This window comes from Saccharomonospora amisosensis (assembly GCF_011761185.1).
Taxonomy (GTDB): Bacteria; Actinomycetota; Actinomycetes; order Mycobacteriales; family Pseudonocardiaceae; genus Saccharomonospora_A; species Saccharomonospora_A amisosensis.
In genome coordinates, this window is sequence record NZ_JAAOYM010000001.1 from 2,153,995 (window position 1) to 2,171,808 (window position 17,814).

The following is a 17,814-nucleotide window of genomic DNA, read 5'->3' on the forward strand; positions in this document are numbered from 1 at the left end:
TTCCGAGGCGCTCAGGTGCGGGTGTGGGCGCGCAGCACCTCGAGGGCCTGCTCAGCATGGACGGCCATCCGGAACTCGCTCTTGATCACGGCGAGCACCGTGCTGTCGGTGCCGATGACGAACGTGTGCCGCTTGGTGAGCAACGGACCCAGCTTGCGGCGCACCCCGAACATTCTGGCGACGTTGCCGTCCTCATCGGACAGCAACGGGAAGTCGAACGCGTTGGTGTCGGCGAACCGGCGTTGCTTGTCGACAGGGTCGGGGCTGATGCCGACGCGGTGCGCGCCAAGTTCGGCGAACTCGGCGGCGAGGTCGCGAAACTGGCAACCTTCCTGGGTGCAGCCGGGGGTTAGCGCGGCCGGATAGAAGAACAGCACCACGGGGCCGGTACGCAGAAATTCCGAAAGCGAACGCTGCCTACCGTCGGCGTCGGGCAGCGTGAAGTCGTCGACCTGGTCTCCCTGTCTCATACGGCGATGGTACGGGTTGTGGCCGGCCGTCAGCGCCGTCCAGCGATGAGTGATCTGATCTCGTCACCGGACACGGCGTCGCCGAACAGCTTGCCGCGGCCTGCGACGACGCCGATCTCACGCAGCCTGGCCGCGTGTTCGGTGTTGCGCACCCCTTCCGCGCCGATCCGTTCGATACCCAGTTCCCGTGCCCGCGCCACCAGTGTGCCCAGGTGTCTTCGGGCGCCGTCGGCCTCGGCGCCGTCGGAGGCCAGCGCCTCCACCAGCGGGCCTGCCACGATCGCGAAGCCGACCGGCAGCCGGTGGGTGTGGACCAGTTCGAGGTCGGCCGCCCCCGAGACGGCCAGGGCGATCTTGACCTCCAGTTCGGACAGTACGGACAACGCCTCCAGTACCTCGCCCCTGCGATCGAGCAGGGCCATGGCGTCGGTGCACACCCGCAGTTTCCCCGGCGGGAGTTGGGTTCGGTGCAGCTCGCCGTGCACGATGCCGACCAGGTTGGGGTCGATGGCGAGCCGGATCGGCAGCCGCACGCACAGGTCGGGCGCCTCGGCGAACTCCCGGTACCACGCGGCCGCATCCGACATCGCCTGGGTCAGCAGCAGGCGGCCCAGCGCGGGTGCCATGCCGGTGAGGTCGGCCATCGGGTAGAAGTCGCGTGGCCCCAGCACACCGTGCTCGGGGTGGTTCCACCGTGGCGCCGCGTTGACGACGACGATCTCGTCACTGCCGTCGAGCTTCACAGTGGGTTCGTACTCCAGCTCGAACTGGCCGTTCTCGATCGCCCCGCCGATCGCGGCGCCGATACTGTAGCGGCGCCGATCGGCCCTGTCGAGTTCGGGCTCGTACAGCATCCACTGCGCGCGGCCGTTCTCCTTCGCCCGGTGCAACGTGATCTCGGCGGCGCGGTGCAGATCCTCGTGGTCGACGGTTGTGGTGTCGGCCACCACGATGCCTGCGCTGAGGCTTATCCCGATGCCGCGGCCGTCCACGTACACCGGCTCGGCCAACTCGGCCATCGCCTCCTCCACCAGGTCCACGACGTCGGCGGTGTCGAGCCTGCCGTGCAGCAGCACTGCGAAGCCGTCGCCGGACAGCCTGGCCACGAACCCGTCGTACCGGTCGAACACGGCCGCCAGCTTCGTAGCGACGTGGCGCAACACCTCGTCGCCGGCGCCGGGGCCGAGGCCGTCGTTGACGATCCTGAAGCCGTCGATGTCGAGATAGACCAGTGCCAGCCGGTCGTCGCCCCCCGAGGCCAGCGTGGTCTCCAGCTTGTTGACGAAGCTGCCCGCGTTGGGCAGGCCGGTGAGCGCGTCCAGCACGTTCTGCTTGCGCAGCGCCTCGCGCAGCAGGGTCAGCTCACCGACGTCCTCCACCATGAGCACCGGGTACAGCGTGCCGGGCGTATCGCCCGACAGCGCGGCGATGGTGACCTGGGTGCGGACCGGGCCGTCCTGGGTGTGTTCGAGGTCGGCGCGCTCGCGGCGCCGGGAACGTCCGGTGACACGCAACGAATCCACAGCGGAGCGGATGGTGTCCGCGTCGTCATCGGTCGCCGCGAGCCCGGTCAGTGGTTCGCCCGCGAGGTCGTCGGTGCTGTAGCCGAGCAGTTGGGTGAACGCGGGATTGACGTCGAGGATCTTTCCTTCGGGGTCGGCGAGCACGACTCCGATCGGTGATTCTGAGTACAGTGCGGTGAACCGGCGGGTCGCCGCATCGAGGGCGGCTTCGACCGGTGCCCGCGCTGCCGTGGCGAACTCGAGCAGGTACGCTTCCAGTTCGCTGTCGGTCAGGTTCACTCCCTCGGTGTTCGCCAGTCTGCGAGCCCAGCCCCGCGCGATCTCCACCAATCCTGGCGCGTCACCAGGTTCGGCCACACTTCACCTCTCAGCCGCGTCTTCTCGCATCGCCATTTCGCGTTGAATGCAGGTTACGAGCCGTACGCGGGCCGGGGTGGCGGTGGCCGACGGCGACCCACGTGGCCGAAGCCCTGCCACCGCATCATGCGTCACGGGGGATGTCTACCGGCTGGAAGGGTGGTTCCGTCATACGGTCGGCTGGTGCCGATGTGTACGCTGCGTGTTCAAAGTGGCCGCAGCGTCACCGGAAGGCCGTCGACCGGAACGGGTAGTGACACGTAATCCCAGCGAACCTGGTAGTCCGAGGGCACGCTCCAGCGGTAGCGGCGCAACATCTCGTGCAGCAGGGCCTTCACCTCGAACATCCCGAAATGCAGGCCGATGCACTTGTGCGCGCCCCCGCCGAACGGCATCCACGCGAAGCGATGCGACTTGTCCTCCCTGCGCCCCTCCGCGAACCGCTCGGGGTCGAAGGAGTGCGGGTTGGTCCAGTGCCTCGGGTCGAAGTGGTTCAGCGACGGTGCGGCGCTGAGCAGAGTGCCCGCGGGGACGTAGTGGCCGAGGATGTCGGTGTCCTTGACCGCCAGCCGCGGCAGGCTCGGCACCGGGGCGACGAGCCGAAGCGACTCCTTGATCACCAGGTCGAGGGTGTGCAGTTCGTCCAGCGCCGACGTGTCGGGCAGGTCGTCGCCCAGCCGCAGCGATTCCTCGCGGGCGCGTTCCTGCCACTGTGGGTGCTTGGCGAGGTAGTACGCCGCGGCGGTGCTGGTGATGGTGGAGGTGTCGTGTGCCGCCATCATGAGGAAGATCATGTGGTTGATGACATCGACATCGCTGAACCGCTCGCCGTCCTCAGTGGTGGCGTGGCACAGCGCGGAGAACAGGTCGGCGTCATCGGACGCCCGCTTGGCGGGCAGTCTGGCAGCGAAGTAGCGTTCCAGCAGTTTCCTGCCGTCGAGCCCGGCCTTCCACCTGCCCCCCGGGACCGGGTGGCGGATGACGGCCGTGCCCGCCCGAACCGTGTCCACGAACGCGCGGTTGACGGCCTCGGCGTCGTCGCCGCTTTCCATGCCCATGAACACGCGAGTGGCGACGTCAAGTGTGAGCCGCTTGAGCGACCAGTACAGCCGCGGCCTTGTGGCGTCGGCCCACGCGGCGACGCCCTGCCGCACCTCGGGGGCGAGGGTGTCGACGTAGCCGTTGAGCCGGTCGCGGGTGAAGGCCTGCTGCATGATGCGCCGGTGGGTGTGGTGCTCCTCGAAGTCCAGCAGCATCAGACCGCGCGGGAAGAACCGCTCGATGAAGAACTTCCAGCCCTCCTGAGAGAACGCCTTGTCCTTGTTGACCAGCACCGTCTGGGTCGCCTCGGCCCCGGTCGCGGTGACGATGCGCTTGCCGAACGCGCTTGCCCACCACACCGGCCCGTAGAGTTCGAACCTGCGAAGGCCGTACTCGACGCCGAACCGCATCGCGTCGAGTGTGTGCCCGATCAACGGTGGGCCCGCGTCGCCGAGGACGGGGGAAAGGCCGCTGCCCTCGGGTGGCGTCGCGAGCTCCCGTACCGGCCAGCGCCGGGACAGGATGCGCTCGTCGACCGCCCGGGGCAGCGGCAGCGCGGTGAGCGGGGGCATGCGTTGCCGCAGTGTTCCCGCCATCCTGTCGACCGCTGTCACCATGCAGACCATCTCCTCACCGAGCTGGTCCTTCCACGGTGCCGCTTTATTGGCGCAACGACAAGAGGGTTACGCCGATTGCTCGCGCATGATTTCCACTCAGTCCCATTCCAGCGCGCCGCCACTGCGGTAGTCGGTGACGCGGGTCTCGAAGAAGTTCTTCTCCTTGCGCAGGTCGATCGCCTCCGAAAGCCACGGGAACGGATTCTCCCGCTCTCCGAATACCGGCTCGAGCCCGAGCTGAGCGGCCCGTCGATCGGTGATGAAGTGCATGTACTGCTCACATAGCGCAGCCGTAAGCCCCAGGACGCCGCGTGGCATCGTGTCGCGGGCGTAGGCCACCTCCAGTTCGCAGGCCTCGGCGAGCATGCCGCGGACCTCCCCGGCGAACTCGGGTGTCCACAGGTGCGGGTTCTCCAGCTTGATCTGGTTGATGCAGTCGATGCCGAAGTTCAGATGGATCGACTCGTCGCGCAGGATGTACTGGTACTGCTCCGCGATGCCGACCATCTTGTTGCGTCTGCCCAGCGACAGCACCTGGGCGAAGCCGGTGTAGAACCACATGCCCTCGAACACCACGTAGAAGGCGACGAGGTCGCGCAGGAAGTCCTGGTCGGCCTCGAACGTTCCGGTGGCGAAGTCCGGATTCTCCAGGTTGCGCGTGTAGCGCAGTGCCCACGCGTCCTTGTCCGCGATCGAGGGCACCTCGCGGTAGGCGTTGAACAACTCGCCCTCGTCAAGGCCGAGGCTCTCGCAGATGTACTGGAACGTGTGGGTGTGCACCGCCTCCTCGAACGCCTGCCGCAGCAGGTACTGCCGGCACTCGGGGTTGGTCAGGTGCCGGTAGACCGCCAGTACCAGGTTGTTGGCCACCAACGACTCGGCGGTGGCGAAGAAGCCCAGGTTGCGCTTGAGCAGCAACCGCTCGTCGTCGGTGAGACCGCCGGCGGCGCTGTCGGACTTCCACAACGCGATGTCGGCCTGCATGGAGACCTCGGTGGGCATCCAGTGGTTGTCGCAGCCTGCCAGGTACTTCTGCCATGCCCAGCCGTACTTCATGGGCAGCAACTGGTTCACGTCGGCCCGCGAGTTGATCATCGCTTTGTCGTCGACGCTGACGCGGCGCGCGCCGAAGGTGAGCTCGGTCAACGGGGTCCTTTCCTACGGTCGGGGGAGTGGGGTCGTTACTGGCAGGCTTCGCAGTCCTGATCGTCGATGCGGCAGGCGGCCGGTTCGAAACCGCCGACCTCGCCGGGTGCGGCGGCAACGGCGGGTGCCACGGCGTTGAGCCTGCCGTCGGTGCCGTGCAGCGTGCTCTTCTCCACCTGGGTCGCGGCCCTGGTGCGCAGGTAGTAGGTCGTCTTGAGCCCGCTTCGCCACGCGTGGCGGTACAGCTCGTCCAGCTTGCGGCCGCTCGGCGAGGCCAGGTAGAGGTTCAGCGACTGCGCCTGGTCGATCCACTTCTGCCGCCGCGCCGCCGCATCGACCAGCCACCGGCTGTCCACCTCGAACGCCGTGGCGTACAGCCGCTTGAGGTCGTCGGGAAGGCGGTCGATGCTCTCGACACTGCCGTCGTGGTACTTCAGGTCGGTCACCATCGCCTCGTCCCACAGCCCGCGCCGCTTGAGGTCGCGCACCAGATGCGGGTTGACGACCGTGAACTCGCCGGACATGTTCGACTTCACGAACAGGTTGGAGAACAGCGGCTCGATCGACTGGCCGACGCCGCAGATGTTGGAGATGGTGGCGGTCGGCGCGATGGCCAGCACGTTCGAGTTGCGCATTCCGGTCGTTCGTACCCGCTCACGCAAACCGTCCCAGTCCAGCGTCGCAGTGGTGTCCACCCGCAGTTCGCCGTCCTCGCGATCCCGGGCGAGCAGCCGCAGCGAGTCGATCGGCAGGATGCCTCGGCTCCACAGCGAGCCCTCGAACGTCTCGTACCGGCCGCGCTCCGCCGCCAGCCGCACCGACGCGGCGATGGCGAAGTAGCTGAGCTGTTCCATACTGCGGTCGGCGAACTCGACCGCCTCCTGTGACGCCGGTGGCAGCCCCAGCTCGAACAGCGCGTCTGTGAAGCCCATGAGACCAAGCCCCACGGGCCGGTGCCGCAGGTTGGCCGTGCGGGCCTGCGGCACGGTGTAGAAGTTGATGTCGATGACGTTGTCGAGCATCCGCACCGCCGTGTTCACGGTGCGCTCCAGCTTCGCGGTGTCCAATCCGGACGCCGTGACGTGAAGGGCCAGGTTCACCGACCCGAGGTTGCACACCGCGATCTCGTCGGCGCTGGTGTTGAGGGTGATCTCGGTGCAGAGGTTGGAGGAGTGCACCACGCCCACGTGCTGCTGCGGCGAGCGCAGGTTGCACGGGTCCTTGAAGGTGATCCACGGGTGACCCGTCTCGAACAGCATGGTCAGCATCCGCCGCCACAGTGTTCGGGCTCGCACCCGGCGGAACACCCTGATCTGACCGGCGTCGGCGGCACGCTCGTAGCCGCGGTAGCGGCGAGCGAACTCGGCACCGTAGGTGTCGTGCAGGTCAGGCACCTCGTCGGGGGAGAACAGTGTCCACTCACCGTCGACCTCCACCCGGCGCAGGAACTCGTCGGGCACCCAGTTCGCGGTGTTCATGTCATGGGTGCGCCTGCGGTCGTCGCCGGTGTTCTTGCGAAGGTCGAGGAACTCCTCCACGTCGATGTGCCAGGTCTCCAGGTAGGCGCAGGCCGCGCCCTTGCGCTTGCCGCCCTGGTTGACGGCGACCGCCGTGTCGTTGGCGATCTTCAGGAACGGTACGACGCCCTGGGACAGGCCGTTGGTGCCCTTGATGTGAGCGCCGAGCCCGCGCACCGGTGTCCAGTCGTTGCCCAGCCCTCCCGAGTACTTCGCCAGCAACGCGTTGTTGCGGTAGCCCTCGAAGATGGAGCCGAGGTCGTCGGCGATGGTGGTCAGAAAGCACGACGAGAGCTGCGGGCGGGTGGTGCCGGAGTTGAACAGGGTGGGGGTGGAGGCCATGAACCGCAGCGTCGACAGCAGGTCGTAGAACTCGACGGCGCTGGCCTCCCTGTCGTCCTCGCGGATGGCCAGCCCCATCGCCACCCGCATGAAGAACGCCTGCGGCAACTCGAACCGCGTACCCCGCTCGTGCAGGAAGTAGCGGTCGTACAGGGTTTGCAGCCCGAGAAAGCCGAGGTCGAGGTCGCGTGCGGGCCGGATGGCGGCGGTGATCGCGTCCAGGTCGAACGTGGCCAGTTCGGGGTCCAGCAGTTCACACTCGATCGCGTGGCCGAGGTAATCGCGGAAGTAGCCGGCGTAGCGGCTTTCCAGTTCGGCCTGGTCGGCCTGCACCACCTCGCCCGCGAGGTGGCTCAGCGCCTCACCCCGCAGCTTGTCCAGCAGCAGCCTCGCGCAGACGAGGGAGTAGTCCGGCTCCCGCTCCACGAGGGTGCGGGCGGCCATGACCTGCGCGGTGGCCAGTTCCTCGGCGCCGATACCGGGGTAGCAGGCGCGCCTGATCTCGGCGAGCACCTCTTCGGCGGAGGTCCCCGGCAGGTCGCCGACGGCCTCGTGTACCACCCGCGAAACGCGGTCCCAGGCAACTGGATCGAGGGCGGGTGGGCCGGACAGTGTTGTTTCCACGGGCATGTACGGACTCCAAAAGGGCGCGTTCGACCAGCCCGCCGGCCGCGTGCCGACGGGCTGAGGCGATGGGTGCTTCGTTCAGCTGATGACTGGGCGAAGCCTACATCTAGGGGTTGGTCGATGCGTGGAGCCCAATATATGGCGTGTCGTGGTGTTGTTGATCACGGAGTGCCGCTGACCCGGTGAGGCAGTCGTCCCGCGCCGGACGGCACGGAGCGGACAGCGAACCCGACCGGCTCACTCAGCGGGTGGTGCGCACCTCGAAGTCGGCGAGGTCGACGGCGCGGGTGCGCTTGCGGTACTCACCGGTGCGGCCGGGCCAGTTCGACACCACCCTGCCGTGCTCGTTGCGGTACCAGCTGCTGCAACGGGTCCACACCGAGCGCTCGAGCCGCGCCTGCACCTCGTCGTCCCAGCGTTGCTCGGCCTCCGCGCGCACGTCGAGGTAGTGACCGGGGTGCCGGACGAGCTTGCGCACCGCGTCGCCGATGTAGCGGGCCTGACTCTCCAGCATGTAGATGATCGAGCCGCCGCCGAGGTTGGTGTTCGGTCCGTACATCAGGAACATGTTCGGAAAACCGGGGACCGTGATACCGAGGTGGGCACGCGCACCCTCGCTCCACGACTGCGAAAGCGGCCGGTGGCCCAGCCCGTGCACCTTCATCGGCGCGAGCAGTTCTCGCGCCGCGAAGCCGGTCGCGTAGATGATGATGTCGGCGGCGTGCTCGGTGCCGTCGGCGGTGCGCAGCCCGGTCGGCGTGATCTCCACGATCCGCTCGGTAACCAGTTCCACATTGGACTCCGCGAGCGCGGGAAGGTAGTCGTTGCTGAACAGCACGCGCTTGCAGCCCAGCTCGTAGTCCGGGGTGAGTTTGCGGCGCAATTCCTCGCCGGGCACCTGCTCGCGCAGGTGCTTGCTGGTCTGCCGCAGGAACAGCGGGGTGAATGCCCGCCATTTCGAAAGGCAGAGCTGGGCGAACTCGGCGTAGAGCCAGAACAGCAGCCGGTCCAGCGTCTGCAATGGCGCCAGTCGAAGGAGCCTGCGGTGCCAGGCGGTGTAGTCGTGGTCGCGCTTGGGCATGATGTACTGCGCCGAACGCTGGAACACCGTCAGTTTGCCGACATTCGGCTGAATCTTCGGCACGAACTGGATCGCGCTCGCCCCCGTGCCGACGACGGCGACACGCTTGCCGGTCAAGTCGCAGTCGTGGTTCCACTCCGCCGAATGGAACGAGGTGCCCTGGAAGGAGTCGATACCAGGGATCGGCGGGTAAGCGGGCCGGGACAGCTGCCCGGTCGCCGGGATGAACACCCGGGTGGCGAACTGCCCGCCGTCGGTAGTGCGCACCAACCACGTTCCGCTGGTCTCGTCGAACTCGGCGGTGGCCACCTCGCTGCCGAAGCGGACATGGTTGAGCACACCGAACCTGGCCGCCGTGCGTTCGAGGTAGGCGTGGATGTCGGCCTGCTCCGAGTATCGGCGCGGCCAGGAGCGGTTGCGCGCGAACGAGTAGGAGTACAGCGGTGAGGGCACGTCGCAGCCGGACCCGGGGTAGGTGTTCTCCCGCCAGACCCCGCCGACGCGGTTCGCCTTCTCCAGCACGACGAAGTCATGGATGCCCGCCCGTCGCAGTTCGATCGCCATCGCGACGCCACCGAATCCCGCGCCCACAATGAGGGCTGTCGTGCTGATCGTGTCCATGCCGGGAGATTAGAGGGGGCTCGAGCGGCACTCCAGCGGAGGTGAGGACAAGATATTGATATTTTCGGACACATGGTCGCCTGGGACTTCCCGCGCGGGATCGTCAGCGTCGCGCTGCTCGTGGACTTCGCCATGGCGCGCGGGATCGCCGCCGAATCCGTGCTCGCGGGCACGGGCATCGACGTGCGCACCACGCGTGATCCGCTCGCGCAGGTCGAGGCCCACCAGGAACTGGCGGTGGTGCGCAACCTCATCCACTGCGACGACGAGGACCCTGCCACGCTGGGCTCCGAAGCGGGCAGGCTGTACCACGCGACGTCCTACGGCATCTTCGGCTACGCCGTCACCAGCAGCCGCACGGTCGGCGACGCCATCGAGTTCGCGCTGCGCTACGTCGAGCTGACCTACGTGTTCTGCGTGCCGGAGTTGCGGGTGGAAGGTGACACCGCGCACCTGTACTGGCGTGCCGAAACCGTGCCGTCCGACGTGCGGTCGTTCCTGCTGGCACGCGATGTGGCGGCGACTTTCACGCTGATGGACGAGCTACTGGGCATGCGGCCGGAGTACGACGGCGAACGTCATCGCGTGAGCTTCGCGCGGCACCTGCTCGACCTGCCGATGCCGCAGGCGAACGAGCACACCGCGGCGCTGTGCGAGCGACAGTGCCGGGAGTTGCTCGCCCGCCGCCGTGAGCGCTCCGGTGTGGCCAGGCAGGTGCGGGACCGCCTGCTGGCCGCGGACGGGTTGCGCGCGGGAATGGAGCACGTCGCCGCGGACCTGGGTATGAACGTACGTACGCTGCGGCGCAGGCTTGCCGAGGAGGGCACCAGCTACCGCGCGCTGGTGGACGAGGTTCGCGAGGCGTTCGCGGAGGAACTGCTGGCCACCCGGGCGCTGTCGGTGGAACAGGTGGCATACCGGCTCGGCTACGGCGAGGCCTCCAGCTTCATCCGCGCCTTCCGGCGCTGGAAACGCACCAGCCCCCGCCGCTACCTGACACATTGAGTGAGCCACGAGGCCGCGGTCAGGAAGCCGGGCTCACGACATATGGCGATCAACATTGCGTTGGCCTGGACTCTCGCCGGTCGTGTGGCAGACGTCGAGTGAGGGCCCGCGCGACCCGATCGCGGTGCACACGCGTGGCGCCGCACGTCGAAGCGAAGGGCATGACGTCGGCCGGTGGCGTTGATGCGGACACGATGTGGGGTCAGCTTCTTCGGCGGATGACCGAACTCGGCGCGCCGGGCGTGCGGTACGCGGTCGTCGTGCCCGAGTCGATCCTCCGGCACGCGCTGAGGGCTCCGGCGATCGTCCGTGACCGGCTCGGCGTGACGGTGTACGTCGTCGTCCGACGGCGCCGTGTCCGAAGCGACCAGACCAACGTTGGCAACCGACAAAGAGCCTGGGTAGGCAGATTGCACCGAGCTTCGGCGCGGGTAGGCGGACGAATTGGTAGAAACCGGGTTCTGGCCGGCCGGGTGGCGAGGCGCTCCTTGTTTGCGGAACCGGATCGCGATCGGCGAAATCGCGCCCGCGAGCGCTCAGGCGCGTCCGCCGAACCTGATCCGGAAATCCAGCAGCTGGGCACTCAGCAACGGCTTGCGACCCGCGAGGTAGCCGAGCGGGCCCGCCGGGTTGATGTTCCACCTCGCCGAGGCCAGCCGCGGCCTGCCTCGGGAGGCGACCCTGCTGGCCAGTGGCGCACCGTCCATCGACTGCACGATCGCGAACGCGGCGGGCACCCGCACGGGCGGACCGCCACGTGAGGTGAACGCCGCGGTGGCGATCCAGGCCCGCTGCGTGCTCGCCGAGCCGGTGAAACCGCTGCCGCCGGTGAAGTTCAGGTTCGCCAGTTCCTTGGGGATGCCCCACAGTTGCCGACCACCCGCCAGCGAGGCCTCACTGTCCACCCAGATCTCGGTGATCGTGCCGGTCGGCCGCGCGCCACGGCGAACGGCGACGGTGGCGAGCAACTCGTGATACGACATCTCGCCCGGCGGGCGGTAGTCGATCCAGGCGGTGACCACCACGGCCCTGCCACCGATGGTCACCGGCGTCACCGAGGCGGGCAGGCGGGGCAGCCGCCGGTGCGGCACCGGCCACACCGACAAATGCGCGTCGCCTGCCAGGTTCCACGGTTCGGGGGGATAGTCCGGCATCGCCTCGTTCAGCCCTTCACCCACGGCAGGAAGTCGGGCAGGTCGTTGTTCGCGCTCATGGTGAACTTCGGCGGCCGCTTCTGCAGGAACGAAAGCACACCCTCGGCCGAGTCGGGATTGTTCATGATGCTCGCGATGAGCTTGGAGTCCACCTCGTGCACGGGCAGCGGTGAGTCCATACCGGACATGCGGTACAGCAGTTGCCTGGTGACGGCCACCGAGACCGGCGCGGTGTTGGCCGCGAGGTCGGCCGCCAGTTCGTAGGCGGCGTCGAGCACCTTTTCGGGCTCGTGCAAGCTGTGCACCAGCCCGGCCGAGTGGGCCTCCTGCGCGTCGAACACTCGCCCGCTCACCATCCAGTCCATCGCCCTGCCCATGCCGACCAGCCGGGGCAGGAACCACGCGGAGGCGCCTTCGGGATAGATGCCCCGCCGCACGAAGACGAACCCGAAACGGGAGTCGGTGGCGGCGAGCCGGTAGTCGGCGGAGAGGGTGATCGTGATGCCGCCGCCGATGGCCGCGCCCTTGATGGCGGCGATCACCGGCTTGTTCAGCTGGAACACCCGCTTGGACACCCGACCGGCGGGCTCCTGCCATGCCGTGTCGGGGCCGCTCTGATCGAAGTCGAACCCGCCCTGCGACAGGTCGGCGCCGACGGAGAAGTCCTTGCCCTCGCCGGTGAGCACCACGACCCGCACGTCCTCGTCGGCGTCGGCGCGGCCGAACGCGTCTGCGAGCTCGTCGGACATCCGCACGGTGTAGCCGTTACGGGCCCGCGGGCGGTTCAGCGTGATCGTCGCGATGCGATCCGCGACGCGGTAGGTGATCTCGGCGTAGTCGGTCACGGGAAGCCTCCTGTGGTCTTGCGGGACACCCACCCCTGGTGCCTCGTGTGTCCTGCGGCGCACCTGGTCCTGTGCCTACCCCGGCGCGGCGATCGTTGACCGTATTGCACCACACGCTTACTGGCAACCGGTCAACAACCCAAAACAATCACGCGTGCTTGATTTTTTCTCCTGGCAGTGCCACGCTCGCCGCAGGCGGGCCGCGGCGCCGAGGAAGGTGGGTTCAGGTGGTGGAGCTCGAGGCGATCCTTCGCGATCTCGACGCGGAGAGCCAGGAAGTGGACGACCTCGTGAGCGGGCTGGCCGACGACGAATGGGCGAAGCCGACTCCCGCGCCGGGCTGGACCGTGGCGCACCAGATCGCGCACCTCGCGTGGACCGACGGCAAGGCGCTGCTCGCGGCGCGGCACCCCGAGCAGTTCGGTGCCGAGGTCAAGCGCGCGCTGGCAGCGGGGGAGGGCTACGTCGACGAAGCCGCCGCCGAGGGCGCCGCGACACCGCCGACGGAACTGCTCTCGGCATGGCGGCATGGGCGTGCACAGCTGCGGCAAGCACTGGCAAGCGTGCGCACCGGCACGAAACTGCCCTGGTACGGCCCTCAGATGAGCGCGGCTTCGATGGCCACGGCGCGAATGATGGAGACCTGGGCCCACGGCCATGACGTCGCCGACGCGCTCGGCGTCCAGCGCGTTCCCACGGCCCGGCTGCGCCACATCGCGCGGTTCGGAGTACGCACCCGCGACTTCGCCTTCCAGCTGCACTCGCTGACCCCACCCGCCGAGGAGTTCCGCGTCGAGTTGACCGCGCCGGGCACCGGAACCTGGGCGTTCGGGCCCGCCGACGCGGCGCAGCGGGTGAACGGCTCGGCGCTGGACTTCTGCCTCGTCGTCACCCAGCGCCGCCACCCTGCCGACACCGGACTGCGGGCCGAGGGCGCCGACGCCGAGCAGTGGTTGCGCATCGCGCAGGCGTTCGCGGGCCCGCCGGGTCAGGGCAGGCAGCCGGGACAGGCGGGGTGAGCATGCTGAGGATCGCCAACGCGTCCGGCTTCTACGGTGACCGCTTCGCCGCGGTGCGCGAGATGCTCACCGGCGGTGAGATCGACGTGCTCACCGGCGACTACCTTGCCGAGCTGACCATGCTCATCCTCGGCCGAGACCGACTGAAGGACGCGAGTCGCGGCTACGCCAGGACGTTCCTGCGCCAGCTCGAGGGCAGCCTCGGGATCGCCAAGGACCGCGGTGTCAGGATCGTCACCAACGCGGGCGGGCTCAACCCGGCGGGGCTTGCCGACGCCGTCCGGGAGCTGGCGCAGCGGCTCGGCATCACCGTCAGCGTCGCCCACGTCGAGGGCGACGACCTGCTGGCGCGGGCGGAGGAACTCGGGCTGGGCCAGCCACTCACCGCCAACGCCTACCTCGGGGCGTGGGGTATCGCCGAGTGCCTGCGAGCCGGGGCCGACGTGGTGGTCACCGGCCGGGTCACCGACGCCTCGCTCGTCGTCGGCCCGGCGGCGGCGCACCACGGCTGGCACCGCGACGACTACGACGCGCTGGCGGGTGCCGTGGCCGCGGGGCACGTCATCGAGTGCGGCGCGCAGGCCACCGGCGGTAACTACGCGTTCTTCACCGAGCATGACATCGGCGTGCCGGGGTTCCCGATCGCGGAGGTCCACGCGGATGGCTCCAGCGTGATCACCAAGCACGAGGGCACCGGGGGAGTGGTGACCGTGGGCACGGTCACCGCGCAACTGCTGTACGAGATCGCCGGTGCGCGCTATCCGGGCCCTGACGTCACGGCTCGTTTCGACACCGCCGAACTGCGGCAGCAGGCCACGGACCGCGTGCTCATCCAAGGGGTGCGCGGCGAACCGCCACCGAAGACGCTCAAGATCGGGCTGAACCGGCTCGGCGGGTTCCGAAACGAGGTGACGTTCGTACTCACCGGCCTCGACATCGAGGCCAAGGCCGCACTGGTGCGCGAGCAACTCCGCAGCGCGTTGCGCGGTAACGAGCCCGCCGAGGTGCGCTGGACGCTGGGGCGCACCGACCACGCCGATGCCGACACCGAGGAGGCCGCAAGCGCGCTGCTGCACTGCGCGGTCAGGGACACCGATCCGAAAGTGGCGGGCAGGGCGTTCAGCGGTGCGGCGATCGAACTGGCATTGGCCAGTTACCCCGGCTTTCACGTCACCGCGCCTCCCGCCGAGGCCTCGCCGTACGGCGTCTTCACCGACTCCACTTTGGACGCCAGGCAGGTGCCGCATGTCGCCGTACTCGCCGATGGCACGCGCGTGGACATCCCACCGCCGGACGAGACCCGCGAACTGCGAGAGCCTGCGGACCCGCCGCTGCCGGAACCGTTGCCGAAAGGTCCGGTCCGGCGGGTGCCACTTGGCACGATCGCCGGTGCCCGCAGCGGCGACAAGGGCGGCAGCGCCAACGTCGGAGTGTGGGTACGCACCGAGCGGCAGTGGCGCTGGCTGGTGCACACGCTCACCGTCGAGCGGCTGCGGCGGTTGTTGCCCGAGACCGAGGACCTACCCGTACGCAGGTATCTCCTGCCGAACCTGTTCGCCGTCAACTTCGTCGTCGACGGGTTGCTCGGTGAGGGTGTCGCGGCGCAGGCGCGCTTCGACCCGCAGGCGAAGGCATTGGGGGAGTGGCTGCGCAGCAGAGTTGTCGAGATTCCGGAGGAACTACTGTGAGCGACCCCTTCGCCACGCCCGAGCGCGTCGAACTGCGGCGCACCGTGCGGCGGTTCGTCGAGAACGAGGTGCTGCCTCACCTCGACGACTGGGAGCGTGCCGGGGAACTGCCGAGGGACCTGCACCGCAAGGCGGGCGACATCGGGTTGCTGGGCGTGTCGTTCCCCGAGAGCGTCGGCGGCTCCGGCGGGAACTACCTCGACGCGCTCACCGTGACCGAGGAGATCCACTACGCGGGCGGTTCCGGCGGCCTGGTCGCCTCGCTGTTCACCTGCGGCATCGCGGTGCCACACATCGCGGCGGCGGGCGACGAGCGGCAGATCGAACGCTGGGTGCGGCCGACACTGGCAGGCGAGAAGATCGGATCGCTGGCGGTCACCGAGCCCGACGGTGGTTCCGACGTCGCCGCGATCCGCACCACGGCCAAGCGCGACGGCGACCACTACGTCGTCAACGGCGCGAAGACCTTCATCACCTCCGGTACCCGCGCCGACTTCGTGACGACCGTCGTGCGAACCGGCGACCAGGGGGCGCACGGCCTTTCGTTGCTGGTGGTGGAGCGCGACACGCCGGGCTTCACGGTCAGCCGCAAGCTGGAGAAGATGGGTTGGCACTGCTCCGACACCGCCGAGTTGTCCTTCAGCGACGCCAGGGTGCCCGCCGCCAACCTGGTCGGCGAGGAGAACAGCGCCTTCGCCCAGGTCGCGACCCAGTTCGTCACCGAGCGCCTCTCACTCGCGGTGCAGGCCTATGCCACCGCGCAACGCGCGCTCGACCTCACCCTGCGGTGGTGCCGTCTCCGAGAGACCTTCGGCAGGCCACTCATCTCACGCCAACTCGTGCAGCACAAGCTGGTCGAGATGGCCCGCCGGATCGACCTCGCCCGCACCTACACCCGGCAGGTGGCGACCCGCCACGCGCAGGGCGAGGAAGTGATCGCGCAGACCTGTTTCGCGAAGAACTCCGCGGTCGAGACCGCCGAATGGGTGCTCAACGAGGCGGTGCAACTGCACGGCGGGTTGGGTTACCTTCGGGAGTCCGAAGTGGAGCGGCACTACCGCGACGTACGCATCCTCGGAATCGGCGGGGGAACCAACGAGATCCTCGCCGGGCTCGCAGCGAAACTACTGGGGTACACCGCATGACCACGCTGCGCTCCACACTGGACACCTCGGGCGAGGAGTACACCGCCTACCGCGAGGCCATGCTCGCCAAGCTCGCGGAAGTGGAGGCCGAGCACGCCAAGGCCGCGGCGGGTGGGGGCGAGAAGTACGTCACCCGGCACCGCGAGCGGGGCAAGCTGACGGTGCGCGAGCGGATCGAACTGCTGCTCGACGAGGACTCCCCGTTCCTGGAGCTGTCCCCGCTCGCCGGGTGGGGCAGCGACTTCCAGGTGGGCGCCAGCGTCGTGACCGGGATCGGCGTCGTGTCCGGTGTGGAGTGTGTCGTCATCGGCAACGACCCGACAGTACGAGGCGGCGCGAGCAACCCGTGGACGGTGCGAAAGATCTTCCGCGCGTCCGACATCGCGCTGCAAAACCGGCTTCCGGTGATCAACCTGGTCGAGTCCGGCGGTGCGGACCTGCCGACGCAGAAGGAGATCTTCATCCCGGGCGGGCGGCTGTTCCGCGACCTGACCAGGCTCTCGGCAGCCGGTATCCCCACGATCGCGCTCGTCTTCGGCAACTCCACCGCAGGTGGGGCGTACGTGCCCGGCATGTCCGACTACGTGGTGATGATCGAGGAACGCTCGAAGGTGTTCCTCGGTGGCCCGCCACTGGTGAAGATGGCGACCGGCGAGGAGTCCGACGACGAGTCCCTCGGTGGCGCGCGGATGCACGCCCGCACGTCGGGGCTGGCCGACTACCTCGCCCGCGACGAGCCTGACGCGATCCGCCTCGGCAGGCGGATCGTGAGCAGGCTCAACTGGCGCAAGCACGGCCCCGCTCCCACCGAGGTGGCGCCGCCGCGCTACGCCGAGGACGAACTGCTCGGTGTGGTGCCCGATGGGCTGAAGGTGCCGTTCGACCCGCGTGAGGTGCTGGCCCGTGTGGTGGACGGTTCGGAGTTCGACGAGTTCAAACCGCTGTACGGCACCAGCCTGGTCACCGGTTGGGCACGCGTGCACGGCTATCCCATCGGCGTGCTCGCCAACGCACAGGGCGTGCTGTTCAGCGAGGAGTCGCAGAAGGCCACCCAGTTCATCCAGCTGGCCAACCAGACCGACACTCCGCTGCTGTTCCTGCACAACACCACCGGCTACATGGTCGGAAAGGACTACGAGCAGGGCGGCATCATCAAGCACGGCGCGATGATGATCAACGCGGTGTCCAACAGCAAGGTGCCGCACATCTCGATCCTCATCGGAGCCTCCTACGGTGCGGGGCACTACGGCATGTGCGGGCGCGCCTACGACCCCCGCTTCCTGTTCGCCTGGCCCAGCGCCAAGTCGGCGGTGATGGGGCCGCAGCAACTGGCGGGGGTGCTGTCCATCGTGGCCAGGGCCGCGAGCCAGTCGCGCGGCCAGCCGTACGACGAGGAGGGCGACGCCGCCATGCGGGCCGCCGTCGAGGCGCAGGTGGAGGCCGAGTCGCTGCCGATGTTCCTTTCCGGACGGCTCTACGACGACGGGGTGATCGACCCCAGGGACACCAGGACCGTGCTCGGGCTGTGCCTTTCGGCCATCCACACCAACCCCGTACGCGGTGCCCAGTTCGACGGCACCGGCTTCGGCGTCTTCCGGATGTGAGGGGCGGCTGCG

The 17,814-nt window shown here is 68.5% G+C and carries 13 protein-coding genes; 5 read left to right on the forward strand and 8 right to left on the reverse strand.

Translation table 11 applies throughout. The annotated features are described in order from the left end of the window. Positions 1–11 precede the first annotated feature (11 nt). From FHU38_RS10535 to FHU38_RS10560, 6 genes are all read right to left on the reverse strand, one after another. Complete coding sequence (locus tag FHU38_RS10535) at positions 12–470, reverse strand: peroxiredoxin (RefSeq protein ID WP_167169555.1); 459 nt, start codon at positions 468–470, stop codon at positions 12–14. Between the two features lie 29 nt (positions 471–499). Further along, complete coding sequence (locus tag FHU38_RS10540) at positions 500–2,350, reverse strand: diguanylate cyclase domain-containing protein (protein WP_313886723.1); 1,851 nt, start codon at positions 2,348–2,350, stop codon at positions 500–502. Positions 2,351–2,556: 206 nt separating this feature from the next. Continuing rightward, entirely contained in the window at positions 2,557–4,008 is a 1,452-nt protein-coding gene (locus tag FHU38_RS10545; protein WP_167169558.1) for a cytochrome P450, read from the reverse strand. 96 nt (positions 4,009–4,104) lie between these two features. Further along, complete coding sequence (locus tag FHU38_RS10550; protein ID WP_167169561.1) at positions 4,105–5,154, reverse strand: ribonucleotide-diphosphate reductase subunit beta; 1,050 nt, start codon at positions 5,152–5,154, stop codon at positions 4,105–4,107. Positions 5,155–5,189: 35 nt separating this feature from the next. Then, the gene (locus FHU38_RS10555) at positions 5,190–7,643 is read right to left on the reverse strand and encodes a ribonucleoside-diphosphate reductase subunit alpha (RefSeq protein WP_167169564.1); all 2,454 of its coding nucleotides are present in this window, start codon (positions 7,641–7,643) and stop codon (positions 5,190–5,192) included. Positions 7,644–7,881: 238 nt separating this feature from the next. Beyond that, entirely contained in the window at positions 7,882–9,342 is a 1,461-nt protein-coding gene (locus FHU38_RS10560) for a flavin-containing monooxygenase (protein ID WP_167169566.1), read from the reverse strand. Between the two features lie 72 nt (positions 9,343–9,414). On the opposite strand from FHU38_RS10560, the gene FHU38_RS10565 reads away from it, so the two are divergent. Continuing rightward, complete coding sequence (locus FHU38_RS10565; RefSeq protein ID WP_167169569.1) at positions 9,415–10,347, forward strand: AraC family transcriptional regulator; 933 nt, start codon at positions 9,415–9,417, stop codon at positions 10,345–10,347. A gap of 536 nt (positions 10,348–10,883) precedes the next feature. Here the strand turns inward: FHU38_RS10565 and FHU38_RS10570 are convergent. Next, positions 10,884–11,501 (reverse strand): acetoacetate decarboxylase family protein, encoded by a 618-nt coding sequence (locus FHU38_RS10570; protein ID WP_167175918.1) that lies wholly within the window; start codon positions 11,499–11,501, stop codon positions 10,884–10,886. A gap of 8 nt (positions 11,502–11,509) precedes the next feature. Further along, positions 11,510–12,346, reverse strand: a complete 837-nt coding sequence (locus FHU38_RS10575) for an enoyl-CoA hydratase-related protein (protein ID WP_167169572.1) — start codon at positions 12,344–12,346, stop codon at positions 11,510–11,512. A 227-nt stretch (positions 12,347–12,573) separates the two neighbouring features. On the opposite strand from FHU38_RS10575, the gene FHU38_RS10580 reads away from it, so the two are divergent. The 4 genes from FHU38_RS10580 to FHU38_RS10595 are packed head-to-tail and all read left to right on the forward strand — an operon-like array spanning position 12,574 to position 17,802. Then, positions 12,574–13,365 carry a TIGR03084 family metal-binding protein gene (locus FHU38_RS10580; RefSeq protein WP_167169575.1) on the forward strand — a complete coding sequence of 264 codons (792 nt, stop codon included), beginning with the start codon at positions 12,574–12,576 and terminating at the stop codon, positions 13,363–13,365. 2 nt (positions 13,366–13,367) lie between these two features. Next, positions 13,368–15,053, forward strand: a complete 1,686-nt coding sequence (locus tag FHU38_RS10585) for an acyclic terpene utilization AtuA family protein (protein WP_167175920.1) — start codon at positions 13,368–13,370, stop codon at positions 15,051–15,053. Beyond that, on the forward strand, positions 15,050–16,198 hold the full coding sequence (locus tag FHU38_RS10590) for an acyl-CoA dehydrogenase family protein (RefSeq protein ID WP_167169578.1): 1,149 nt from the start codon (positions 15,050–15,052) through the stop codon (positions 16,196–16,198). The genes FHU38_RS10585 and FHU38_RS10590 overlap by 4 nt, the downstream gene beginning before the upstream one ends. Beyond that, on the forward strand, positions 16,195–17,802 hold the full coding sequence (locus FHU38_RS10595; RefSeq protein ID WP_167169582.1) for an acyl-CoA carboxylase subunit beta: 1,608 nt from the start codon (positions 16,195–16,197) through the stop codon (positions 17,800–17,802). The genes FHU38_RS10590 and FHU38_RS10595 overlap by 4 nt, the downstream gene beginning before the upstream one ends. The last annotated feature ends 12 nt before the right edge of the window (positions 17,803–17,814 follow it).